We start from the raw sequence: 24,416 nt of genomic DNA, 5'->3' as shown, positions 1-24,416 counted from the left end.
CAGGTTACAGAGACTTCCATGAAACACTACGGCAAGTTCTATATCGATGGCGAATGGGTCGATGCCATCGGCAAGCAAAGGTTCGAGCTCATCGATCCGTCCACCGAAACGCCCTTTGCAAGCATCAGCCTGGGCAGCGCGGAGGACGTCGACCGCGCAGTGGCGGCTGCTGCGGCGGCGTTCCCCGCCTTCAGCGAAACCGGCAAGGCCGAACGCGTCGCCCTGCTGAAGCGGATCATCGCCGCCTTCACCGAGCGGGAAAATGAGGTCCTGGCGACGATCAGCCAGGAGATGGGCGCGCCCCTGACCCTCAGGGGCCAGACCGGCGCCGCGCTGGAGGCCCTGCAGCAGGCCGTCGTGACCCTCGAGGACTATGCGTTTGAAACGCGGCAGGGCCGCAACATCATCTGCCGGGAGGCCATCGGCGTGTGTGGCCTGATCACGCCATGGAACTGGCCGCTGCAGCTCCTGTGCATCAAGCTCGGCTCGGCGCTGGCCGCGGGCTGCACCATGGTGATCAAGCCCAGCGAGTTCACGCCGCTGAGCACCATGCTGATGGTCGAAATCATGCATGCTGCCGGCGTGCCCAAGGGCGTGGTCAACCTGGTGCAAGGCGACGGCCCGACGGTGGGCAACGCCATCACGCGGCACCGGGAGGTTGCAATGGTGTCCTTCACCGGTTCCACCCGCGCGGGCATCCTGGTGGCCGAAGCCGCCGCGGGCACCGTCAAACGCGTGGCGCAGGAACTGGGTGGCAAGTCCGCCAACATCGTGCTTCCGGATGCGGACCAGGACGCCGCTGCGCGCTGGAATGTGGCGCGTGCGATGTCGAACAGCGGCCAGTCGTGCCACTCGCCATCGCGCGTGCTGGTCCATGAGAGCCGGCTTGCGCAGGTGCTCGATGCCATGCGTGACGCGGCCGCGCAGGTGCGAGTCGGTGCGCCCTCGGACCCTGCAACGACGATGGGCCCGGTGGTCAATCGCGCACAGTTCGAAAAGATCCGGGGCTATATCCAAAGCGGACTGGACCAGGGCGCGCAACTGGTACGCGGAGGCCTGGATCGGCCTGAGGGATTGGAGGCCGGCTACTACATCTCGCCCACCATCTTTGCCGGCGTCACGCCGGCGATGAACATCGCGAGCGAAGAGATCTTCGGGCCGGTCATCTCGGTCATCACCTATCGGGATGTGGCGGAAGCCATTGCCATCGCGAACGACACCGACTACGGCCTGGGCGGCTATGTGTTCGCTGGCAGCATCGATGCCGGCATGGCTGTAGGCCGTAAGCTGCGCGCCGGCCGCATCTTCTACAACGGCGCACCTGCGGACCCGTCCGCACCGATGGGTGGCTACAAGATGTCGGGCAATGGCCGGGAGATGGGCACCTATGGCCTGGAGGAATACCTTGAAGTGAAGGCGATGCTCGGCTTCACATCGCCGGCCGCTGCATAGGCGGCGTCGTCGTCTCATTGCCCAGGAAAGAACGCATGGATCCAACCAGGATGCTCGAGGACAAGATTGTCCTGATCACGGGGGCGGCGGCCGGCATTGGCCGTGCGACCGCGTTGCTGGCCGCGCGCGAAGGTGCTCGGCTGGCATTGGCCGATATTGACCTGCAGCGCGCCGAGGAGACCGCCGACCTGGTCGTACAAGCCGGCGGCCAGGCGCTGGCGCTGCGCGTGGACATTTCGAATGCATCGGCAGTCGGTGCCATGGTCGAGGACACGGTCAGCCACTATGGGCGGCTGGACCACGCCTTCAACAATGCCGGCATTGCGCAATGGCAATGTGGGGCGGCCGGCCGCAAGGTGGGCGAACTCACTGAAGAACAGTTCGCGCAGATCATGGGCGTCAACGTCACGGGGACCTGGCTGTGCATGCGTGCCGAGATTGCCCACATGCTCGAACAGGGCGGCGGAACCATTCTGAACACCGCGTCCGTGGTCGGATCCGTCGGGCGCCTGGGCTCGGGCGCCTACGCCGCGAGCAAGCACGCCATCATCGGCTTGAGCAAGTCGGCCGCGATCGAATACGCCGACGCCGCAATACGTGTCAATTGCCTTTGCCCCGGCTTCATTGACACCGGCTTCCTCAAGGCATCGCGCGCCCTGAGGGGAGATCAGCTGCTGGCCTCCGTGCCCATGCGTCGGCTCGGGCAACCCGAGGAGATGGCCGAGATGGCCGTGTGGCTGATGTCGGACCGGGCTCGCTACGCCACGGGCAGCCTGATGACAGTGGATGGCGGATTCATGGCCGGGTGACCCGCAAGCCCTGGCTGGCCTACGAAAGACGCCAGGTAGGTCGCGGTGTGATTTCAGGAAAAGAGCAAGCACTGCGCTGTCGATGCGCGGTGGAACACGGAACGGGAACCAGGACCATATGCAAGCAACCACCACCACCTTGCCCGCGGCAAGGCAGCTCGCCGAGTGGGCACTCGGCCTCCAACTGTGCGACATCGATCCCCATGTCGTCGAGCGAGTCAAACTGCACCTGCTCGACCAGATCGGCGCCCAGGTCAGCTGCAGGGAGCTGCCGACCTGCCGCATCACGCAGGAGTACGTGTCGAAGTTCGGCACTGCCGGGACGGCGTCCATCCTGGGCACCCGCCTCAGGCTCGACCCGGAATCCGCGGCCTTTGCCAACGGAACTTCCGGAAGCAGCTTCGAGATTGACGACTATGGTGGCAAGGGTGCCAACTGCCACCCCGGATGCACCGTGGTGCCCGCTGTCTTTGCGATCGGAGAGGCAAAGGGCGCGAGCGGAGCGGAGGTCCTGCGGGCCGCGGTCGTGGGGTTCGAGACCGTCATTCGCCTGGCCTTGGCCAGCATGCCCTCCCTGCTTCTCGAACGTGGCTTTCACCATACCGGTTCGCTGGGCGTGTTCGCCGTGGCGCTCGCAAGCGCCATGATCGAGCGCGACGATGTGGAGGTCGCTGTCAATGCCATCGCCATAGCGGGCAGCCATGCCTCTGGCACGACGGAGTTCGCGCAGAGCGGAGGGGAAGTCAAGCGCGTCCATGCGGGCATCAGTGTTGCAGCCGGCATCCGCTCCGCCCGCCTCGCGCGCTTGGGGCTCAACGGACCGCCAACCATTCTCGAAGGGAGCAGGGGCTTTCTCCAGGCGTTCTGCAATGACTTCGATGCGCGCTACCTGACGGAGGAACTGGGCATGCGGTGGCATTTTCCCGAGCGGGCCTCGATCAAGCTGTACGCGTCTTGCGCGCTGATGCAACCTCACTTCGCGGCCTACGACATGATCAAGGCGGAGCATGCCTTTTCTGCGCAGGACGTTGAAGAGGTCATTCTCGGATGCGACCCGCTGGCCTTTGTCCACACGGGCAGTGTCGGTCCACGTCCGAAGGACGTTCTGGGCGCCCAGTTCAGCGCGGAGTACGGGGTTGCCATGCGAATCGTCAGGGGCAGCAACGATGTGGGGAGCTATCTCGACCTCGAGGCCATCGGATTCGAGGATCCCGCGATCCTGGCGATGGCCGAACGCACACGGCTCGAACGGGATCCGGAGTGCACGTTTGAAAGGCCGTTGGGTCGCGTCACATTGCGCCTGCGCGATGGCCGCACCCTGTCCGCCAGTTCCTATGCGCCCGGCTCACCCCAGAACCCCGTAAGCCGCGACGACATCCAGCGCAAGTACCGCGAACTGGTGTCGAGGGATTTCGGAGACGAGGTCGCGCGGCGCTCGATGGACTTGATCATGAACCTTGAAGAGGTGACGAACCTTGGTCAGATTACCGGGCTTTTCGAGGGAGCCAAGGCATGAAGGCGTTGGTTCTCGAAGGTATCCAGAAGCTTTCCATCCAGGATGTACCGGAACCCACGCTGACGCCGGGCGGCGCGATCATTCGCGTCATTGCCAACGGGGTGTGTCGCAGCGACTGGCACGTCTGGATGGGAGACATGCCACGCGCCTATCCGATCGTCATCGGCCACGAGATGGCCGGCGTCGTGGAAGAAGTCAGCGAGGGCGTGACGCGATTCAAGAAGGGTGACCGCGTGGTGGTGCCCTTCGTCGGCAGCGACGGCACCTGCGAATACTGCCAGTCCGGACGCGCCCACCTCTGCGACAACACGATGATCCCGGGCCGCAACTACTCGGGCGGCTACGGCGAGTACGTCTGCGTGCCGCTGGCCGATCGGAACATGGTTCCCCTGCCCGAAGAGGTGAGCTTCCGCGACGGCGCCGCCCTCGGCTGCCGCTTCATGACGTCGTTTCATGGGGTGATCGACCGCGCCGCAGTGACCGCCGGAGAGTGGGTGGTGGTGTACGGCTGCGGTGGTGTCGGTTTGTCGGCGATCAATGTTGCGGCAGCGCTGGGGGCGCGGGTTATCGGCGTAGACCTGAATTCCGCCAACCTGGAATTGGCCAAGGTCATGGGCGCCGAATTCGTCATCAACGGCCGGGAGACGGAGAACCCGGTGGGTGCCGTGATGGACATCACCAAGGGCGGAGCGCATGTGTCGATCGACGCCCTGGGAATCTCGGAGACCTGTGTCAACGGCATCCGCAGTCTGCGCAAGGGCGGACGTCATTTGCAGATTGGCCTCACCATCAAGAAGGAAGCCGGGCATATCAGCGTGCCGATCGACCTGATGATCTACCGCGAGCTGCAGATCATCGGCACCCTCGGCATGGCCCCGCATCGCTATGCGTCGATGATCCCTTTGGTGGCGAACGGCCGCCTCACGCCAGGCAAGCTGGTGACGCGCGAGATCGGGCTTTCCGAAGTCGGCGAGGCGTTCGAGAGCATGACGCGTTCTGAAGTGACCGGCACTTTCGTCGTCACCGATTTCCACCGGTAGGAGGCGGGTTTCTTTGTCCTTCTTCAGATCCTTTCCCGACAACGCTACGCCGCTCGCGATCTACGAGAGGTACCCAGAGGTCTACGGGCCATGGTCCGTCATGAGCGAAGTGCTGATGAACGGCGCATCTCCATTCAGCCAGGCTGAGCGTGAACTGCTCTTTGCCTATGCGGCGGGCGTGGCAGGCTGCGAATTCGTCTTCATCGCCCATGCGGAGGTTGCCTATGCGCGCGGGATCGAGAGAGGCGTGTTGGAGCAGTTGCTGCGAGATCCGGAGAATGCAAGTGTGGAAGCTCGGCTGAAACCGGTGCTGTCACTCGTGCGAAAGCTCTCGGTCACGCCCTCGGACGTATGCCAGTTCGACGTCGATTCCGTCGTCAGTGCGGGGTGGGATGAGCATGCATCGCACGACGCGATTTCCATCGCGGGGCGGGCGGCTTTCATGCATCGAATTGCCACCGGCTTTGGGCTCGTACCCTTGAGTCGCGAGATGGCGGCGAAGCATGCTGTGCGGCGCATCGAGAAGGGCTACGTCAATGTGGTTCGATCGTTCGAGCAGGTCGACAAGCAGTAGACGTAGCCCTGCGAAGGCAGATTGCTGGTGTCATCGAGCATCTCCGCGCATCATCAGGGCTGCGGTCCTTCAAACGGCGCTGCCTTTTGACTAACATTGGCCCGGAAGCGGACTTCGCGGGCAGAGGAGTTGCAATGAAAGTCGAAGGTGGGTGTCACTGCGGCGCAATCGCGTTCGAGGCAGAGGTGGAGCCCGGCACCATGGGCATTTGCCATTGCGCTGACTGCCAAACACTGTCGGGCTCTGCCTTCCGAACCACCATATTGGCGACTGCCGGCGGTTTCCGGCTGATGAAGGGCTCGCCGCGGCGCTACATCAAGACCGCAGCGAGCGGCAACAGGCGGGTCCATGCGTTTTGCGAGAACTGCGGAAGTCCTCTCTATGCATGCGCCGAGGAGAATCCGCAGACTTACTCTCTCCGGGTCGGAACCATCCGACAGAGTCGAGCACTGGGTGCACCCCGGCGCGAAATATGGACACGGCGTCGCCTCGCCTGGGTGCAGCTGACAGATGCCATGGAATCGTTTGACGGGCAGCCTTAGCTGGCATCCCTTGGACGACGTTGCTCCATTCGCGATCAAAGCGACGCGATGTGAAGCTTCCTTCCCTCCGGCCGCCAGCCTTCACAGCGCGCGGTTCATCAGGTCGCCGAGATGACGATGCCCTTCTCCCGCAACAGCTTCCCCCAGCGCTGGTACTCCAGCGCCGTCAACTTCTGGAAGGCCTCGGGCGATGCCGTTGCGCCCGGCACGATCGCTGACTTGCGCATGCGCTCCTGGACGTCGTCGCGTGCAACGGTCTTGACGAGCGCGGCGTTGATCTTGTCGATGATCGCCCTCGGCGTCTTGGCGGGCGCATACACGCCTAGGGTGCTCGACGCGCTGAAGAAGTTCGGCAGCGTTTCGGAGACCGTCGGTATGTTGGGCAGGAATTCGACACGCTTGGCGCTCGTCACGGCCAGCAGGGTCAGCTTGCCTTGCTCGTGCAGCGGGATGAATGTCGGCACGTCCTGCACCACGCCGCTGACATGGCCGCCCATGGCGTCAGCGAGTGCAGGGCCGCCGCCCTTGTAGGGCACGTGCAGGATGTTTCCGCCCGATGCCTGGATCAAGGACTCGATCACCAGGTGCGGTAGTGAGCCGGTGCCGGTGGAGGCCAGCGACAGCGGACGCGTGCGCGACAGCGCGATGAATTCTTGCAACGTCTTGACGCCCAGCCCCGGAAAGACCGCGAGGGCCAGCGGCGTCTCGCCCACCATGTTGATGGGCATGATGTCGGTGAGGAAGTTGAAGGGTACCTTGGGCATCGCCTGCGGTGCGATGAGGATCGGACCGGTACCGCCGAAGTAGAGGGTCGTGCCGTCCGGCGCCGACTTGGCGACGAAGTCCGTCGCGATCGTGCCGGCCGCGCCGACCTTGTTCTCCACGATCACCGTGGCGCCCAGCGCTTCCGCCAGATGCGGCGAGATGAGCCGGGCCGCGAAGTCGTTCGATCCGCCGGGAGGCACGCCGACCATGAGGCGGATCGTCTTGGAAGACAGGTCTTGCGCCATCGACATCGTGGGAAGCAGTCCGCTCGCCAAGCCGAATGCGATCAGGCTTCGGCGCGAAATCGCCGTCCGTTCAGCCACACATTCGAAGGCAGCGTGCGCTGCCAAGTTTCTTGCTCGAATTCACGGTACTTCCTTGTCTCTCTTGAACGGTGACCGGATGCGTGTCGGACATCGATCACGGGTGTTGGGCGCGCTGGCTGCGAAGGGCGAAGCCTTCTCGGCAACGCCATGCCTGTCAATTCCGCAAGAGGCGTGCCGACGTCAGCGGCGCATCCGCAAGAGCGCGCCGGCGGGAGCTTTCACAGGGCACTTGAAGGCAATTCGCCGTGCGTGTTGGAGCAAGCCCGGAGATGTGAATGTATGCGGTGCAAGCGTCGCATGTCCTGCGCAGCGACATGTGTGCGCCAGCGCGCTTCAGCTACCGCCATGGAATCGCAAGACCCATGACGAGCGGGGCCTGCGCGTCCTCGTCAAGGACTCGCTCAACGCGGAGCGTCGCCAAATCGATACTCATGGGTCAGTTCGTCCAGCTGTTGTTTCAGCAGTGCATCCAGGCTGAACTCGACGCCTGCGAGGCTGTCGGCGAGTTGCTCAGGGCGGCTGGCGCCGATGATGGCGCTGGTCACCACGGGATTGGCCAGAACCCAGGCCACCGCGAGAGCGGTGAGCGACTGGCCGGCCTTGGCAGCGGCGTCGCGCAAGGCATCGACCGTTGCGAATTCCTTGTCGTGCCAGTAGCGATCCCGGTAACTGGCCCGGTTGCTGATAACGCTGAACCGGGTGTTCTCCGCCAAGGGGTCCGACATCGACTTGTACTTGCCCGTCAGAAGTCCGCCCGCCAGCGGGTTGTAGACCATGACCCCGATGCGCTTCTCGGCGGCCAGCGGCAGCAACTCGCGCTCGATCTGGCGAAAGAGCAGGCTGTATCGCGGCTGCACCGACACCACCTTGTAGAGCTTGCGCGCCTCGGCATGGCCGAGCGCGAGTGCCAGGCGATAGGCGAGGAAGTTCGACACGCCCACATAGCGCGCCTTTCCGGTTCGCACGATGGTGTCGAGGGCCTCCACGATTTCCTCGAGCGGCGTGGAGGGGTCATCGTGATGAACCTGATAGAGATCGAGATAGTCGGTGCCCAGGCGTCGCAGCGAGGCATCCACGGCATCGAGCAGGTGCTTGCGTGACGCGTCCCACGGCACATTGCGGCCGACCCGCACGGCGCCGCCCTTGCTGGTCAGGATGATCTGCTGGCGCTTTCCCTTCATCCAACGCCCGATGATTGACTCGGTGAGGCCGATGTCATCCAACCCGCCGCCAAAGGGATAGGCGTCGGCGGTATCGATGAAGGTGATGCCTCCTTCCAGCGCCTTGTCGAGGATGCTGAAGGACACAGCCTCGTCGCACTGGCTGCCAAAGGTCATGGTGCCCAGACAAAGGCGGGAGACGCTCAGTCCCGTTCCGCCCAGTTTCGTGTATTGCATCGATGTTTTCTTTCCTGGTTCCATCTCAAAAAGCTGTCATTGGCGCTGGTGTCAGTCGAGCCTGATGCCCGCCCTCTTGATCACCACGCTCCAGCGGTCTACGTCGGCCTGGATGAACTTGCCGGTCTCCTGCGGAGAACGAAGGTCGAGTTCCACGCCGAGATCCACCAACTTGCTCTCGATCTCTGGCGAGGTCAGCGCCTTGGTGAAAGCGGCGTTCAACTGATCCACGATGCCGCGCGGCGTTCCGGCCGGGGCGAAGATCGCCTGCAAGGGCCTGACGTCGTAGTTCGGTATGCCGCTTTCGGCAACGGGCGGCACGTTCGGCAGCACCCGGGATCGCGTTGAAGAAGACACGGCGAGTGCGCGCACCTTGCCTGCCTCGATCTGTGATTTGGCAATTACGATGCCCAGCGGTGCCATGGCGACGTCGCCCGCGATCAGCGCGTTGAGTGCCTCGGGGCTGCTCTTGTAGGGCACATGCGTGAGCTCGATCGCGGACGCCTGCTTCAGCAGCTCCGTCGTCAAATGCGGTGACGTGCCCACGCCCGAGGACGCGTAGTTGAGTTGTCCCGGCTTGCTCTTGGCGAAGGCGATGAACTCTTCCAGCGTCTTGAAAGGCTCAGAACTGCGCACTGCGAAGACGTTGGGAATGGAACCGACCAGAAGAACCGGCGCGAAGCTCTTCACCGGATCCCACGGGAGATTCGGGTACAGGCTGGAATTGGCCGTGTGGGCCTGGCTGGTGAAGAGGAGCGTGTAGCCGTCCGCGGGCGCGCGGGCGACCAGCGCCGTGCCGATGGAGCCCGCCGCACCGACGCGGTTGTCCACGATCAACGGCTGACCGAGGATCTGTTGCATGCGTGGTCCGGCCAGGCGAATGATGACGTCCGTGGTGCTGCCGGCGGGGAAGGGCACGACGACCGTGACCGGCTTGGTGGGGAACGATTGGGCGTGGGCCAAGCTGGCGGCGAGGCCGAAGCAAAGCGCCACAAGGCGCAGGGCCTTGCCGAGCGACCCGCATCGCACTCGGGATGGACGCGCATCGTCCTGGATTGGCGCACGCTGAATGATGTGTCTCATGGTTTTTTCTTTGTGAAAGGATGGAGGAAGCTTCAAGGAGAGAGCGGGAGGTATTGCATTTCTCAGCGTTCCAGTCGGTAGACGCGCTTCGCGGTCGCGGCATAGATCTGCTGCTTTTCGTCGGCCGTGCAGCCCGAGGTGATCCGCTTGAATGCGTTCCACAACGTGCCGTAGCGCATGCCCGCCGCATCGACGGGAAAGTTGGAGGAGGCCATGCATCGCTCGGCGCCAAACAGTTCGATACAAGGCTCGATGTACGGGCGCCAGGTCATCGCCAGCTCCTCCGAACTCGAAGGACGTTGTGCCGTCTTCGGGTCGAAGTCCCCGACGCACGCGAGCAGGCCGCCCATCTTCACCGACACGTTGGGGCAGGTTGCCAGCTCGCGCATGCCAGCCAGCCAGTCCGCATGCACCGGGCGTCCCGCGTAGGAGGAATGCGTCACCGGGCTGCCAGAGTGAATCAGGACGATGTTCGCGTCCGGGTGTGAGCGAGCCAGTGCGGTCACGTCGGCCAACTGTGGATGGAAGATGCTGGCGTCGAACGAGAGCTCCATGGCGGTCAACACGTCGAGCCCCTTGCCGAACTCGGGCGTCAGGTAGAGGCCTGGCGCATCGGCACTGATCGGTCCTCGTACGGCCGGATCCGGATCCCATTTCGCGCGTTGCCGGACGCCGCTGAATCTCCCGTGGCCGGCGCGCACATGCGCTTCCAGGGTCTCGCGTGTGCGCTCCCCGAGGGTGAGGTCGGCAAATCCCACGATGCCTGCTGCCACGCGGGTCGAGGTGTACTTGCCGCTCGCGCCCATCGCTGCCTGGCCGACGGCGAACTCGGTCTCTCCGACGCACTTGAGATGTTCGGGCCCGTCCCTGCGGTACATGGCATGACCCTCGGCATACACCATGGCCTCGATGTTGTGGCCCGACTCCGCGATGTCACGCGCATATTCCTCGATGAAGTACCTGAAGCCCTTGTCGCGGAGATGCACGTGCGGATCGACGATCGGCAACGCGGGCTCGAGCGGCGCTTCCGGCGGCATCAGTGACAGCCAATCCTCATTGGCTCGGCGGGGGATGCCCGTGATCGTCATTTCGTCATTCCTTCAATCGATTGCAATGTGCCGGGGGACCTGGGCGCGCAAAGCGAGCCAGGTTGCAAGCTCGCCGGGCGAGCGACTACCGCGGTGCGTCGCCAAAGCGGTACTCGTGCGTCAACTCGTCCAGCCTCGCCTTGAAGGCGGGATCGAACGGGAAGTCGACGGCGGAGAGGCTGTCCGCAAGCTGCGCGGGCCGACTCGCCCCGACGATGGCGGTCGTGACCGATGGGTGGGCCAACACCCATGCGACGGCCAGGCTCGTCAAAGGCAGGCCAGCTTCTGCCGCTTCCGTGCGCAGGGCCGCGAGTGTTGCGAACTCGCGCTCGTGCCAGTAGCGCTCGCGATAGTTGGCCTTGTCGCTGCCGATGCTGAAGCGCGTGTTCTCCGGCAGCGATTCCGTGCTGGATGCGTACTTGCCGGTCAGCAGGCCACCGGCCAGCGGGTTGTAGACCATCACGCCGACCTTCTCTTCGGCTGCCAGCGGCAGCAACTCGCGCTCGATCTGGCGGAACAGCAGGTTGTAGCGCGGTTGCACGGAGGCGAACCTGGCCCACCCGCGCGCTTCGGACTTCCCCAAAGAAAGGGCAAGCCGATAGGCCAGGAAGTTCGAAGCACCCACGTAACGCGCCTTGCCGGACCGAACGATCGTGTCCAGCGCCTCCATGATTTCCTCGAGCGGCGTCGACGGGTCATCGTGGTGGAGCTGGTACAGGTCCACGTAGTCGGTGTCCAGCCGTCGCAAGGAAGCGTCGATCGCATCGAGCAGGTGCTTGCGGGATCCGCCTGCGTCCCACGGCGCCGGCCCGACGCGACTGCCTCCCTTGCTGGTCAGGACCACCTGGTGACGCTTGCCCTTGAGCCATCGTCCCATGATCTGCTCCGTGCTCCCCGACACTCCGGGGGCGCTTCCGAACGGATAGGAGTCGGCAGTATCGAAGAACGTGATGCCGCCTTCGAATGCCTTGTCGAGAATGTCGCGGGACGACGCTTCGTCGCACTGGCCGCCGAAGGTCATGGTGCCAAGGCACACGCGCGAGACGGTCAGGCCTGTGCCGCCAAGTTTTTTGTACTGCATTTCAATCTCTGTTGGATCTGCTGGATGTGTGTGCTTCGGAGCCAGGCACCGGCGCTTCTGCACGAAGCGATCGCGCCGCTCACTGCGGCTTGATGTCGGCAATCCGCACGAACTCGGCCCAGCGGGTGCGCTCGGCCGCCACGAAGAACGTGTGTTCCTGTGGCGTGCTGGTCCGCGGCGTCATTCCTTGCTTCATCAGTGCGTCGCGTATTGCAGGCTCAGCTGTCGCGCTGCGGAGGTATTCGCCCATGCGCTTGATGACCTCGGGCGGGGTGCCCGCCCGGGCGGACAGGCCCAGCCACGTCTGCATGTCGAAGCCGGGGAGTGTTTCCGCCACGGCCGGCACGGCGGGCAGGTTGGGACTGCGCTGCGGCGAAGTCACCGCGATCGGCGTCAGAAGGCCGTTCAGCGCCGACGCCGCGGACATCGCGTCCAGGAATGCGAAGTCGATCACGCCACCGGCCAGGTCGGTGGTGATCTGCGTGATGTTCTTGTACGGGGCGGCAAGTGCGCGCATGCCGGTGCGCGATTCGATCAGCGCGGGGGGGACCTGCGACGAAGAGCTGTAGTAGCCATAGGACAAGTGCCCATCGCGCGCCTTGCCGCGCGCGATCACATCCGCGATCGACTTCAGGGGACTTCCCGGCTTGACCACCGCGATCATCGGGATCATGCCGAAGAGGCCGATCTCCACGAAGTCGCGCGCGGGGTCGTACGGCAGCTTCACGAACATGCTGGGATTGGCCGCCTGCGTCGAGCTGCCCGAGAGCAGGAAGGTGTAGCCGTCGGCCGGGGCCCGCATGACCGCTCCGACTCCGATGAGCGTGGCGGCGCCGGGCTGGTTCTCGACAACCACCGTTTGACCGAGCCGCTGTTCAAGATGGCGGCCAAAGATTCGCGCCACGAAATCGGCGGCCGCACCGGCGGCGGAGGGAACGATGATCCGGATCGGGGCGCGCGTTGGCCATTCGGCCTGCGCATGGGCTGCGCCAGTGGATGCAATCAGCGCGAGCGATGCGATGACTGACAGACATCGACGACGTGTCGAAGCTGCATGAAGCATGTGTGTCTCCTGAGGGGCTGGCGATCAAAGTCGCGACACCCTGAGGTTGCTTCACGCGTCCTGCGCTGTCGAGTCGCGAATTGTTGCCCTTGGGTAAGCTGCGCTGACGCTCACCGTTTTGCGTCGGTCGAGGCCACTCGCGGCGCATGTCCGACAACAGGAATGCACCCGCGCTGCACGCACGGCGTCGACCATTCAGGACGCAGGCGCGGGTGTCCCCAGGCTCTCCGGCAGCCGATAGGCCCGGATGGCCGTGCCGGCGAAGAGCGCCGCCTTCTCATCCTCGGAATGGCCGCTGGCGAGGCGCTTGAACGTGTTCCACAGCACGCGCGCCGAGCACCCGGCCTTGTCGGGTGGGAAGTTGCTTTCGAACATGCATCGACCGGGTCCGAACAACTCGATGCAGGTCTCGACCAACGGCCGCCAGGCGGTGGCGAGTTGGCTGGACGTGGGTGGCAGGTCGCGATCGATGAAGTCGAAGCCGTTCAATCGCATGTTGAGCCCGCCCAGCTTGCAGAACACGTTCGGGCGTCGCGCCAGTTCCTGCATGGAGCGCTTCCAATCCCGGAAGGTCTCGTCCTTGCGCGCGGCGTAAGGGCCGGTACCGGCCTTCCCTCCGACATGATCGACGATGACGCGCGTGTCGGGGTTCTCGTCCACGAGGCCGATCAGTTGCGGCAGTTGCGGGTGGTAGCACCACGCATCGAAAGAGAGCCCGAGCTTGCCGAGTTGCGCAAAGCCCAGCCGGAAGGACGGGTCCAGCATCAGGTCCTTGACGGGCGGCTTGCGCAGCAGGTTCACCTCGGGACTGGCGTCCCAGGCCAGCATGTGCCGGATGCCGCGGAAGCGGTCGGGCGCGCGCGCCATGGCGGCCTCGAGCACCGGCTGGGCCATCGCGCCCAGCGTCAGGTCAACCTTGCCCACGATGCCGGCGCAGGCCCGCACATCCCCGTAGCGCCCGCTCGCGAACGCCGCGGCCACGCCGTTGGCATATTCGACTTCGCCGATGCTCGCGAAGCGTGGGTCGCCGTCGGCGCGGTACATGAACGAGCATTCGACGTAGACCGTGCCACGGATGTTGTGGCCGCAATGCAGGTCCTCCAGCAGATCGGGCACCAGATAGGTGTGGTGCTGGTGGCCCTCCCAGATGTGATGGTGTGCATCGACGATCGGACGCTCGGGCTCCAGGACGTCCTCGGTCCGCAGCGCGAGCCATTCGTCGTCGACGAAGTGCAGCGGCGTCATGCCGCGTCTCGGTTTGCCAGTTTCCATGGCGTTCTTATCTGGGTCTGCGTTTGCCGGATTCATGGCGCCAGATCCAGGTTGTAGACACGGCGCGCCGTGTCGCCGTAGATCAGGCGCTTTTCGTCGGCGGAGCATCCTTCGGTGACTCGCTTGAACATGTTCCAGACGGTGCCGTAGGGGACACCAGCCTTGTCCACGGGGAAGTTCGCGGTCGCCATGCAGCGCTCGGCGCCGAAGAGCTCGATGCAAGGCTCGATGTAGGGCCGCCACATGGCGGCGAGTTCGATCGACGTCGGGGGCTTGGCGAGCTTGGTGAAGTCGAATCGCGCCAGGAAGATCAGCAGGCCGCCCAGCTTGATGTGCACGTTTGGGCAGCTAGCCAATTCCTTCATGCCCGCGAGCCAAGTCGCGTGGACCTCGTCGTCCTTGCCGGCGTAGCTGCCGAATCCCACCGGCGTGCCCGAGTGGATGACGACGATGCGGGCATCGGGATGCGCTCGCGCGAGTGTCGCCACCTCGGGCAGCTGCGGGTGGTAGATGCTCGCGTCGAACGCGAGTCCGAACGAGGTCAACGTGTCGAGTCCTTCTCCGAAAGCCGGATCGAGATAGAGGCCCGGGCGACCCGGCGCGCCGTTGCCTCGAACCACCGGATCCGGATCCCACTTGCCGTTCTGGCGGATGCCCTTGACCCGGCCGTTGCCCGCCGCGACATGCGCGGCCAAAGTCTCGCGTGTTCGATCACCGAGCGAGAGATCGGCGAAGGCGACGATGCCGGCGGCCACGCGGGCCGAGGTGTACTTGCCGCTGGCCGCCATCGCCGCCTGGCCGACGAAGAACTCCGTCTCGCCGACGCATTTCAGGTGCGCCGGGCCATCTGCGCGATAGAAGCCGCCCGCTTCCTCGGCGATCGTGGCGATGACGTTGTGGCCCGAGGCGGCGAGGTCGCGGGCGTAGTCCTCGATGAGGTATCGGTGATCCCCGCGGTGCCAGGCGTGAAGGTGGGCATCGATGATCGGAAGATCCGGCTCGAGCGCCGCCTCCGGCGTGGCCTTGGCGAGCCAGCTCTCGTCGGGTGTCGTGCTGCGTCCGAAGATCGTCGGTGGGGTGGAAGCGGTCATCTCACGCACCCACGAACGTGAAGTCGGCGAAGGACTCGTAGAGTTGCGCCATGGCATCCATGTTCGTCGTGCCGCCGAACTTCTTCGAACCCATCTCGAACAAGGCACAGGCCGTGCTGGAGAAGAGCACCGGTGCGCCGCAGTCCGACGCCATCTTCGCGACGAGCTTCAGGTCCTTGACCATGAGTTGCAACTGGAAGTTGACCGTGGCCTTGCGCTCCGACAGCGCAGGCAGGATCCGCTCGGACGCACCGCTGAAGCCGGTGCTCTTGTTGATCAAGGTGGCGACGTCCGACAGCCTGAGCCCATACTTGACCGCGATGGACGCCGCCTCATAGACCAGCAATTGGTTGCAGGCGGCCAGCGCGTTGTGAACCAGCTTGGTCGCGTGCCCGTTGCCGCTGGCGCCGCAATGGACGATGTTCGGGCTGATCTGCTCGAACACCGGGCGCACCTTGGCGAAGGCATCGGCCTGGCCGCCGCACATGATGGCGACGGTGCCCGCCGTCGCGCCGGCCGGCCCGCCCGAGACCGGCGCGTCGATCAGCGGAACACCGAGCTTGGCCAGGTCGGCTTCGATGGCGCGTGTAATAGACGGGTCGCCCGTGGTCTGGTCGACCACGATCTTGCCGGCGGACAGTCCCTCGGCGAGGCCCCCCTTGCCGAACAGGACTTCGCGCACGACGGTGGAGGTCGGCACGCAGATGAAGATCACATCGCAGGACCGTGCAAGCGAGGACAGGTCGCTGACGGTCTCGGCTCCGTCGGCCGCGAACGTGCCCGCGGTCTCGGCAGAGACGTCGTAGACGCTCACCGGGCGCGAGAGCAGCAGGCGGCGCACCAGCGCCCCACCCATCGCGCCCAAGCCCACGTAGCCCACACGCAGCGCCTTGGCGTCTGCGTCGGAAGTGGTTGCGGATGGCTGCACCGGCTGGGAGCCGGGTGCGTCGGCGATCGACGTCTCGGCCATCGATTCCATGAGTTCCATGACCCTGTCGAACTGGGCGTCCTTGCCCAGGGTGTTCACGCCGATCTGCAGCAGGCCACGCACGATGTTGGCCATGGTGGTGGGCACGCCGCAGGCCATGCCCAGGTCGGCCGACTGGCTCACGTCCTTGAGCATCAGCGCCATGGCGAAGTTCGCGACGGCCGGATTGCCGTCCACCATGCCTTGCAACGTGACCTTGGTTGTGCGGTTGCGCCCCGACGCCTTGTTGATGACGTTGACCATCGTGGCCAGCGACAGCCCTTGTTTCTTGCCCATGGCGACGATCTCCAGCGTCGCGAGGCGGCAGCCCGCGCTCAGGAGGTTGTTGACCAGCTTCATCGCCTGGCCATCTCCCACGCGCTCGCCGCATCGGAACACGTTGGAGCTGATGGTGCTGAGCACCGGCAGCGCGCGGTCGTACTGGGCTTGCGGGCCCGAGGCCATGATCGTGATCGTGCCCGCGGCCGCTCCCACGACGCCGCCCGACACCGGTGCGTCGATCATCTCGATGCCGCGCTCGGCCAGCACCTTGGCGATGGCCACCGTCTCGCCTGGCACGCCGCTGGTCTGGTCGACCACCAGCTTCCCCGCGGACAGGCCTTCAGCCAGACCGCCGGGGCTGAACATGAGCTTGTGCACGTCCGACGTGCGCGGCAGGCACAGCAGGATGATGTCGCACTGCCGCGCGAGTTCGGCGGCCGTGGGCGCAACGGTCGCGCCGAGTTCCTTGAATGCGGCGCAGGATGCGCTGTTGAGATCCCAGACCGTGAGGGGGTACTTGCCCACGAGGTGGCGCGCCAGTGCGCCGCCCATGGAACCCAAGCCGATGTATCCGATGTTCATGTCAATTCGATTCGGGTCAGCCTCAGCGAGTGGGCAATGCACTGTGTACTGAGTGACCATGAGGGGAGGGGACTGCCGCGTGTTCCGACAGATCGAGGTTGGCGCTGCGCCGGCATGAGGCCGACGACCTGCGCGTCACTGCATCGTGGAGAAGCGCGTCGGGGCCATGATCGTGTTGGTGACCGAGGCAACCAGCACGCCGTTCTTCTCGGTCGTCGCCATCTCGGACTTGAACTCGGTATCGCCCATGATGGCGCCCCATTTCTTCTCGCGATCGGCCAGCGACTCCCACACCAGGATCTGGTGCAGGTCGAGGTGGCATTCGCCGATCACGGTGGTCCAGAAGCCCGCGGGACGGATGTCGTACTTCTTCCAGTAGCGGAAGACGATGTTTTCGAATCGGTCCAGCACTTCCTGCATGCGGCCCGGCGACACGCGGTAGACGCGCAGTTCGTAGATCATTGAATTTGCTCCAAAGGAAAATTGTTGCGCGGCGCGGCCGCGCGTCGATTCAGCTGCCGAGGTAGATTCGCTGGATGAGTTCACCCGAGCGCACCTCGTCGGAGGTGCCCTGGCCGCCGATGCGGCCGGTCTCCACCAGGTAGCAGTAGTCGGCGAACTTGAGCGCCTCGCGCACGAGTTGCTCCACCAGCAGGATGGCGATGCCCGAACGGCACAGCTCCTTGGCGACTTTCAGGATCCGGTCGACCACGATCGGCGCAAGCCCGCCCGACGGTTCATCGAGGATCAGCAGTTGCGGGTCGGCAATGATTCCCTGGCCGACCGCCAGGATCTGTTGCTGGCCACCGCTCAATCGGGAAGCCAACTGATGGCGCCGTTCGCCGATTTCGGGAAACAGGTCGTAGATCCGTTCGAGCTTGGACTTGTCCCCGCCGCTCTTCTTGGCATAGGTCCCGATCAGCAGGTTGTCCTCCACGGTCAGTCCCGTGAAGACCCGATGCCCCTCGAGCACGTTCACGATGCCCTCCCTGACGATCGCACGCGGCTCCAGACGGCTGATGTCACGGTCCTTGAAGCGCACGCTTCCCGCCTGCTTGGGGATCAGGCCGCACAGCGCATGGAGCGTCGTACTCTTGCCCGCGCCGTTGCGCCCCAGCAGCACCACGAACTCGCCCTGGCGCACCTGGAAGTCGATGCCGTGGATCACCTTGGCCTTGCCGTAGGCGACCTCCAGGCCCTTGACCTCGAGCAACACCGGCGAACTCGTTCTCTTCGGTTCTTGCATGCTCATGCTCCCAGGTAGACGCGGATGACTTCCGGGTCGTTGCGGACTTCTTCGGGTGTGCCTTCCTTGAGCATCTGTCCGAGGTTCAAGGTCGTCACCCGGTGGCTGATCCGGAACACGAAGTCCGTGTGATGCTCGACGATGAGCACACCGACCCGGCAGTCGCGCAAGGTCGTGATGATCTGCGCCAACTGGTCGATCTCATGTTCGGTCAGGCCGCCGGCGGGCTCGTCCATCAGGATGAAGCGCGGTTGCATCGTGAGGCCGCGCGCGATCTCGAGGAAGCGCTGCTCCGCATGGTCCAGCAAGTTGGCCTTGCGATGCATCAGATGCCCGAGGCCGATGCCGTGCAACAACTCGGAAGCGCGCTCGCGCAGCATCCGGTCCTCCCGCCGTGCGCGGCCGAGGGCGAAGGCAGTGGACAGGAATCCTGCGCCCGTGTCCTTCCAGCCGCCCAGCATGGCGTTGTCGAGCACGCTCAGGGTGCCGAGCAGCCGCGGCTTCTGGAAAGTGCGCGCAATGCCGACATGCGGCCGACGCTGCACCGATGCCTGCGTCAGCGTCTGTCCGCCGAGGGAGATGCTGCCTTCATCCACCGGGTAATAGCCCGACAGCAGGTTGAGCATCGTGGTCTTGCCGCTCCCATTGGTGCCGATGAGGCCGTGGATCTCACCGGGTTGCAGGGTCAGCGACACCTTGTTGACAGCGGTCACGCCGCCGAAGCGCTTGGTGACGCCCTCGGCGCGGAGCTCGCCCAGGGCGGTGCTCGTGGAAGCGCTGGTGGGCTGCGCCGCGGGTGCACGATGCACGGGGACTGGCACGTTTTCGATGGCGGCCATTGTCATGCGACCTCCACGTGCCGGACGGCGTTGGCCAGCCGGCGCAGGTCAGGCGCGACGACCTGTTTGGTGATCACCTTCGGCCGCAACCGTTCCCGCACCACCTTGAACGCATTGCCGATGCCCTCGGGCAGCAGCAGCACGACGATGAGCAGCAAGGCGCCGTAGAAGAACTGCCCGAACTTGGCGAGGGGCGCGACCATCTCCGGCAAGGCCGTCAGGACGATCGTCCCGAGCAGCGGTCCCAGGATGGCGCCGCGGCCGCCGATCACGATGCAGATGAAGAAGAACAGCCCCAACTCGAAGTGGAAGGTGTCGGGCGTTATGTAGCTTTGCAGCGACGCGAAGAGCGCCCCCGCAACCCCTGCCACCACACCGCTGAAGGCGAAGACCTTCAGCTTGAGGTTGTAGATCGGCACGCCGACGGATGCCGCCGCTACCTCGCTGTCGCGAATGGCGATCAGGGCTTTGCCCCACATCAGGCGCGCCACGTTCCAGGTCAGCCAGGTGACCAGCCCTGCGACGCCGACCAGCATCCAGTAGAAGCCGTTGGGCGTGTCGAAGGGCTTCGGAAAGGTGGGCACCGAAAGTCCCGTTCCGCCGCCGGTCAAACCCTGCTGGGCGAGCGTGAATTCCGAGACCATCATCGAGAAGGCCATTGTGGCCATCGCGAAGTAGAAGCCGGGTAGGCGCAGCGATGGCAAGCCCAGGACGAAGCCAATGCCGCCGCCCAGCGCACCGGCCACCGCGATGGCCAGGAACGGGTTCATTTCGTGGCGCCCGCTCAAGATCGCGAAGGTGTAGGCACCGATTGCGAGCAGGCCCACATGGCCGACCGACAGCAGCCCCGTATAACCGATGACGAGATTCAGGCCCGCCACGAGGATCCAGTAGCTTGCGATCAGCGCGGCCAGATGGATCTGGTAGGGGTCGCGCGCCCAGAAGGGAAGGGTGACGAGCGCAAGCAGCGCAAGCATCAGGGCAGGAGATTGAAAGCGCGGATTCATACGTGTCGCACCATCTTGTTGCCGAAGAGACCTTCGGGCTTGAGAAGCAGGAACACCATGAGCAGGCCGATTGCCACGGTTTGCTGGTATTCGCCGCCGAAGAAGTAGGTGGCCGTTGCGTTGAGCAGCCCGAGGGTGATGCCACCGACGATGGCGCCTAGATTGCTGCCGAGTCCGCCCACCGCGAGGGCGATGAAGCCGTTGAGAGTCAGTGACAGGCCCAGCGCGAAGAAGGCGAAGGTCAGCTGTCCCGCCGCGAAGCCGGCCACGCCACCGATCAGTCCTGCGATCGCATAGGAGACTGCACGGATGCGGTCGGTAGAGATGCCGCGCGCCCGTGCCGCGAAGGGGTCTTCGGAGACGGCCAGGAAGATCTTGCCGAACAGCGTTCGGCGGTAGAAGAGCTCCATGCAGACCGCCATGAGGCCGACCGCGACGATGGGGAGCCAGTACTTCTGGTCCAGAAGCCCCGACGTGAATTCCTGTTCGAACAGGCGCGGGAAAGGCTTTGGTTCGGTGCCCCACCACAGGCCGATCGACTGCTGGATGATGGTCGCCAGCGCGAGCGTGCTGAGCAGCCACAGGTGCTCATCGGAGCGCGCGAGCACGCGACGGATCGCCACGATCTCGGTCAGCAGGCCGAAGGCGATGCCGGCCGCCACCGCGCCCAGGAAGCCGACGATCATCGGCAGCTTGAGTTCGCCGATGAAGAAGGCGCCGGCGACGCAGCTCACCATGAAGACGTGACCGGTGGTCACGCTCAGCACCTTGGACGTCGAATACATGACGTTGTAGGCGAGCGCAGCGGCGACATAGAGCGCACCGGTGGCCAGCCCCGTGATCAGGACGGTCAGCATGTGACGGCTCCTCGGACCTCGGCGTAGCGCAGGGCAGACATGAGAGCAGACGGCCTCATTGGTCAGGCGCCAGCTTGTAGCTGCCGTCCTTGAAGCTGTTGGCCACGTTCATGACCATGTCGCTGTCCTGGAACCCGTTGCGCTCCTTCGAATGCCAGCTGTAGGTCGCGTAGTAGCCCTTGAACTCGCTCGTGTTCTCCAGCGCCTTCTGGATCGCTGCGGGATCGGTGGAGCCCGCGGTCTTCACAGCGTGCTCGATGAGACCGACGAGGTCGTTGCCGACCGCGGCCCACCAGAACGAGAAGTCGATCTGGCCACCCCCCAGGCGCGGGCGCATGGCTTCCATCAGCTTCTGGGTGCGCTCGGGCAGTTTGCCGTCGGGTCCGTAGGTCATGTTCTTGAAGCCGACCGCGTAGGTCTTCTCCCAGTACTCGGGCTTGTTCAAGAGGCCCTTGATGGCCAGTGTCATGATGGCCGAGTGGCCGATGACGGGCACATCCCACTGCATGTCGCCACGCGCGTTGAGGATGCGGGCCAGCAATCCCGTGGAAGAGGTCCATGGCATGACGATGTCGGCGCCGGCTTCCTTGGCCTTGGTCATCTCGTCGTTCAGGGTCGTGCGGTTGGGATCGATCAGCACGGTGTAGACCGGCTTGATGCCCATCGCCGCGAGCATCTCGGTGGACTTCTTCACAGTCGCCGTGCCGTAGCCGGTGGTGTCGCCGATGATGGCGATCTTCTTGCGCTTCAGGACGTTGATCGCATAGTTCTGGCTCACGCGGATCCACTGTTCGTTGGTGAAGATGACGCGGAACGCGCGCGGGTACTTGACCGGGTCTGTCAGCTCCTCGAGCGCAGTGACGAGGAGGTTCGGCAGGCCGGCGCGAGCGACGATCGGCACGGTGGGAAGCGCCTCGCCGGAATTGAGCGGGCCAAGGATGAACTGGACTTTGTCCTGGTGAGCGAGCTGGTTCGCGAAGTTGACCGCCTTGGTGGGATCGCCTGCGGTGTCGCGCGTGATCAGTTCGAGCTTGCGGCCGTTGATGCCGCCTCGCTTGTTCAACTCGTCCACGGCGAACTGGACGCCATGGTTCTCGGCAATCGCCGGCGTCGAGAGTGGGCCGCTCAGTGACGAGAGCCAGCCGATGCGGATGGGCTCTTGTGCAAGTGCGGGGCGGCCGACCATGGCGCCGAGGGCCAGGGCGCCCAGGAAGGCGGCCGTTCGAAGGGAAGAGCGTCTGTTCATGTCTGTCTCCGGGTTGATTTGTTCGAGCGCCTTCCGCCGTGAGCCTGGAAGCTCACGGCGTCGTGGCACGGGTGGGTGGGGCGTCAGCCGCCGAAGCGGGATTCCGGCAGTCCCTTGACGCCGGCATGGATGGCGATCACCGCGCCAGCCAGCGGCTCGGCCGCAAGCTGTTCGGGGTTCAGCGTGTAGCTGCCCGAAGTGATGAACAGCGTTTCGAGGTCGGGACCACCGAAGCAGACGCTGGTGGGGTGGCTCAATGGCAGTGCGATGGTGCGGTCGATGCGGCCGTCGGGCGCGTAGCGCACCACCTGGCCGCCCGCGTATTCGGCGTTCCAGATGAAGCCCTCGCTGTCGACCGCGGAGCCGTCGGGTCGCCCCGGCTTGCCCTTGGTCTCCGAGAACACCGTGCGGTTCGATACCGTACCGTTCGCGGCGTCGAAGTCGAAGGACCACATCGTGAAGCGGCGCGTGTCGGCGAAGTAGAGCGTGCGGCTGTCGGGGCTGAAGGCAATGCCGTTCGGCACGATGATGTCGCCGAAGATCTCGGTGAGCGTGCCATCTGTATCGACCCTGAAGAGCGTGCCCTGCGGGAGAAATTCCTCGTGCATCGTGCCGACCCAGAAGCGGCCCTGCCGGTCGACGCGACCATCGTTGAAGCGCTGCGACGGGCCGAGGCGGCCGTAGCCCGTGAACGGCTGCTGGGTGCCGCTGGCCGGATCGAAGAAGTCGATGCCTTCGGCGTTGGCCAGGAGCAAACCGCCTTGTTCCCGCAGTGCGATGCTGCCAATGCGGCCGCCGGTAGTCGTCACTGTCGTGACCTTGCCGGTAGTGGTGTCGAGGTGGTGCAGGGCCGATTGGATGACGTCGATCCACCAGAGACTGGCGGTGCGCTCGCACCAGACCGGCACCTCGCCGAGACGGTCGCGGTGCGCGCTGATGACCGTGTAGTCAATCATGGGTCGCACCCTGGGACTGGTGGGCTTCCGTTGCCCGTAACGCGTCTCTGTCGCGCTGAATCATCTGCCGTCTCCTGGTGGTCTGTCGGACCGAACCTCGTGGTTCGCATCGCTCCAGCTCACGAGGGCTGGTTTGCGTGATTAGCAGTTTAGGAACGGAGACGCGCCGCTAAAAATACTGTTTTCCGAGCTTATCCATCGCGGCAGCTTATGGAGACCGCCCGATCCGTTGCCGATTCAACCGTGGTGGTTTGGCTCTTCCGGAGCGCCCAGCAGACGCGCATGCAGCCAGGTGCCGTCGTCGACCAGGCGATGCACGAGGCGCTTGAGTTCGCTTCGAACGAGCGAGATGCTGGCCGAGAGCTTCTGCACGGGCAGCGCATAGAGGTAGTTCGTGCGACTGATGGGCGCATCCACGATGGGCAGGCATCGCCACCCCTGCGGCAGGGGCTGCGCCTGCGTGGCGGCGACGACCTGGATGGTCGCCCCACCGCCCTCGGCCACGTAGCGCATGACCAGCGACAGCGAATCGATCTCGGCCACGACATTGGCTTCGAGATTGGCGCGTTCCAGTTCGAGCATGAACTTGCGCCGGTGGTTGTTGGTCGGGGCGGAGAGCACCATCGGCAACGCGGCGGCCTCGACAAGGGTGAGTGAGGTCTTTCGTGCCGGGACGAGCTTGCTGTCTTGCGGCAGGATGACAAACACGTCTTCCTCCAGCAAGGGCTCGAAAGTCATGTCGTTGCCCGATACCTTGCCGAACAGGATGGCCACGTCGAGCTCGCCGCGCTTGGCCTTTTCCTCGAGCAGCCCGGGCCGCGCGGTCAGCACATTGAGCAGGATGCCCGGGTACTTTTCCTTCAGTTCCCGCAGCAGGGGCAAGCCGACCATCGAGGCAGTGGAGGAGGCCATGCCGACGGTCACGCGTCCTCGCACGTCGGAATACTCGCGCCGCGCGATCAGCACCGCCTCGTCGAGCTGGAGCAGGACGAACTTGGCGTGGTGATAGAGGGCTTCTCCGTTCTGCGTGGGCACGACGCCCCGCACCGAACGCACCAGCAGCGACTTGCCGACTTCTTCCTCGAGTTGTGCCATCCGCTGGCTGAGCGCCGGCTGCGCGATGAACAACTGGCGCGATGCCTTGGACAGACTGCCGCTCTCGACGATCTGCACGAAGTACCGCAACTGCCGCATATCCATACTCGACTCCGACCGTGTATCCGTGCGACCTGCATCGCGAAAAGATGACTTTAGCAGTCGAGACCGACGGCGACATTGCAAGGTGATTGCACAGCCGGTGGCTGTCTCTGCCGACGACACGACCGTCGGCGCGGC

Annotated in this window: 23 protein-coding genes; 6 read left to right on the top strand and 17 right to left on the bottom strand. The window is 64.6% G+C overall.

Annotation, left to right across the window (positions count from 1 at the left end):
* Window positions 1–18 precede the first annotated feature (18 nt).
* The 6 genes from WKW82_RS29405 to WKW82_RS29380 all read left to right on the top strand — a co-directional run bounded on the left by WKW82_RS29405 (window position 19) and on the right by WKW82_RS29380 (window position 5,933).
* Complete coding sequence (locus tag WKW82_RS29405) at window positions 19–1,452, top strand: aldehyde dehydrogenase family protein (protein WP_340346241.1); 1,434 nt, start codon at window positions 19–21, stop codon at window positions 1,450–1,452.
* Window positions 1,453–1,487: 35 nt separating this feature from the next.
* A complete protein-coding gene (locus WKW82_RS29400) occupies window positions 1,488–2,261 on the top strand; it encodes an SDR family NAD(P)-dependent oxidoreductase (protein WP_340346240.1) in 774 nt (257 codons plus the stop codon).
* A gap of 118 nt (window positions 2,262–2,379) precedes the next feature.
* Window positions 2,380–3,777 carry an MmgE/PrpD family protein gene (locus WKW82_RS29395; protein WP_340346239.1) on the top strand — a complete coding sequence of 466 codons (1,398 nt, stop codon included), beginning with the start codon at window positions 2,380–2,382 and terminating at the stop codon, window positions 3,775–3,777.
* Window positions 3,774–4,817, top strand: a complete 1,044-nt coding sequence (locus tag WKW82_RS29390; protein WP_340346238.1) for an alcohol dehydrogenase catalytic domain-containing protein — start codon at window positions 3,774–3,776, stop codon at window positions 4,815–4,817. The genes WKW82_RS29395 and WKW82_RS29390 overlap by 4 nt, the downstream gene beginning before the upstream one ends.
* 100 nt (window positions 4,818–4,917) lie before the next feature.
* Entirely contained in the window at window positions 4,918–5,391 is a 474-nt protein-coding gene (locus tag WKW82_RS29385) for a carboxymuconolactone decarboxylase family protein (protein ID WP_340346237.1), read from the top strand.
* Window positions 5,392–5,525: 134 nt separating this feature from the next.
* Window positions 5,526–5,933, top strand: a complete 408-nt coding sequence (locus WKW82_RS29380) for a GFA family protein (RefSeq protein WP_340346236.1) — start codon at window positions 5,526–5,528, stop codon at window positions 5,931–5,933.
* Window positions 5,934–6,031: 98 nt separating this feature from the next.
* Here WKW82_RS29380 and WKW82_RS29375 read toward each other — a convergent pair whose 3' ends face one another.
* From WKW82_RS29375 to WKW82_RS29295, 17 genes are all read right to left on the bottom strand, one after another.
* A complete protein-coding gene (locus WKW82_RS29375; RefSeq protein WP_340346235.1) occupies window positions 6,032–6,949 on the bottom strand; it encodes a Bug family tripartite tricarboxylate transporter substrate binding protein in 918 nt (305 codons plus the stop codon).
* A 476-nt stretch (window positions 6,950–7,425) separates the two neighbouring features.
* Entirely contained in the window at window positions 7,426–8,421 is a 996-nt protein-coding gene (locus WKW82_RS29370; protein WP_340346234.1) for an aldo/keto reductase, read from the bottom strand.
* A gap of 51 nt (window positions 8,422–8,472) precedes the next feature.
* On the bottom strand, window positions 8,473–9,504 hold the full coding sequence (locus WKW82_RS29365; RefSeq protein ID WP_340346232.1) for a Bug family tripartite tricarboxylate transporter substrate binding protein: 1,032 nt from the start codon (window positions 9,502–9,504) through the stop codon (window positions 8,473–8,475).
* A gap of 62 nt (window positions 9,505–9,566) precedes the next feature.
* Window positions 9,567–10,592, bottom strand: a complete 1,026-nt coding sequence (locus tag WKW82_RS29360; RefSeq protein WP_340346231.1) for an amidohydrolase family protein — start codon at window positions 10,590–10,592, stop codon at window positions 9,567–9,569.
* 85 nt (window positions 10,593–10,677) lie between these two features.
* Complete coding sequence (locus tag WKW82_RS29355; RefSeq protein ID WP_340346230.1) at window positions 10,678–11,673, bottom strand: aldo/keto reductase; 996 nt, start codon at window positions 11,671–11,673, stop codon at window positions 10,678–10,680.
* 79 nt (window positions 11,674–11,752) lie between these two features.
* A complete protein-coding gene (locus tag WKW82_RS29350; protein ID WP_340346228.1) occupies window positions 11,753–12,736 on the bottom strand; it encodes a Bug family tripartite tricarboxylate transporter substrate binding protein in 984 nt (327 codons plus the stop codon).
* Between the two features lie 195 nt (window positions 12,737–12,931).
* A complete protein-coding gene (locus WKW82_RS29345) occupies window positions 12,932–14,008 on the bottom strand; it encodes an amidohydrolase family protein (protein ID WP_340346227.1) in 1,077 nt (358 codons plus the stop codon).
* Window positions 14,009–14,040: 32 nt separating this feature from the next.
* Entirely contained in the window at window positions 14,041–15,099 is a 1,059-nt protein-coding gene (locus tag WKW82_RS29340) for an amidohydrolase family protein (protein WP_340346225.1), read from the bottom strand.
* A 1-nt stretch (window position 15,100) separates the two neighbouring features.
* Window positions 15,101–16,930 (bottom strand): NAD(P)-dependent oxidoreductase, encoded by a 1,830-nt coding sequence (locus WKW82_RS29335; protein WP_340346223.1) that lies wholly within the window; start codon window positions 16,928–16,930, stop codon window positions 15,101–15,103.
* Between the two features lie 135 nt (window positions 16,931–17,065).
* Complete coding sequence (locus WKW82_RS29330) at window positions 17,066–17,392, bottom strand: NIPSNAP family protein (protein WP_340346221.1); 327 nt, start codon at window positions 17,390–17,392, stop codon at window positions 17,066–17,068.
* A 49-nt stretch (window positions 17,393–17,441) separates the two neighbouring features.
* A complete protein-coding gene (locus tag WKW82_RS29325; RefSeq protein WP_340346220.1) occupies window positions 17,442–18,176 on the bottom strand; it encodes an ABC transporter ATP-binding protein in 735 nt (244 codons plus the stop codon).
* Window positions 18,177–18,178: 2 nt separating this feature from the next.
* A complete protein-coding gene (locus WKW82_RS29320) occupies window positions 18,179–19,015 on the bottom strand; it encodes an ABC transporter ATP-binding protein (protein WP_340346218.1) in 837 nt (278 codons plus the stop codon).
* 2 nt (window positions 19,016–19,017) lie between these two features.
* Entirely contained in the window at window positions 19,018–19,992 is a 975-nt protein-coding gene (locus tag WKW82_RS29315) for a branched-chain amino acid ABC transporter permease (protein ID WP_340346217.1), read from the bottom strand.
* Window positions 19,993–20,018: 26 nt separating this feature from the next.
* Window positions 20,019–20,879 carry a branched-chain amino acid ABC transporter permease gene (locus WKW82_RS29310; protein ID WP_340346216.1) on the bottom strand — a complete coding sequence of 287 codons (861 nt, stop codon included), beginning with the start codon at window positions 20,877–20,879 and terminating at the stop codon, window positions 20,019–20,021.
* Window positions 20,880–20,934: 55 nt separating this feature from the next.
* Window positions 20,935–22,125 carry an ABC transporter substrate-binding protein gene (locus WKW82_RS29305; protein ID WP_340346215.1) on the bottom strand — a complete coding sequence of 397 codons (1,191 nt, stop codon included), beginning with the start codon at window positions 22,123–22,125 and terminating at the stop codon, window positions 20,935–20,937.
* 83 nt (window positions 22,126–22,208) lie between these two features.
* Window positions 22,209–23,081: an SMP-30/gluconolactonase/LRE family protein gene (locus WKW82_RS29300; RefSeq protein ID WP_340346214.1), complete on the bottom strand. Its 873-nt coding sequence runs from the start codon at window positions 23,079–23,081 to the stop codon at window positions 22,209–22,211.
* 237 nt (window positions 23,082–23,318) lie between these two features.
* Window positions 23,319–24,281, bottom strand: a complete 963-nt coding sequence (locus tag WKW82_RS29295; RefSeq protein WP_340346213.1) for a LysR substrate-binding domain-containing protein — start codon at window positions 24,279–24,281, stop codon at window positions 23,319–23,321.
* Window positions 24,282–24,416 lie beyond the last annotated feature (135 nt).

The organism is Variovorax rhizosphaerae, assembly GCF_037889975.1.
GTDB classification, from domain to species: Bacteria; Pseudomonadota; Gammaproteobacteria; order Burkholderiales; family Burkholderiaceae_C; genus Variovorax; species Variovorax rhizosphaerae.
The sequence above is the reverse complement of the archived record's forward strand: the minus strand, read 5'-3'. Positions and strand labels throughout refer to the sequence as shown.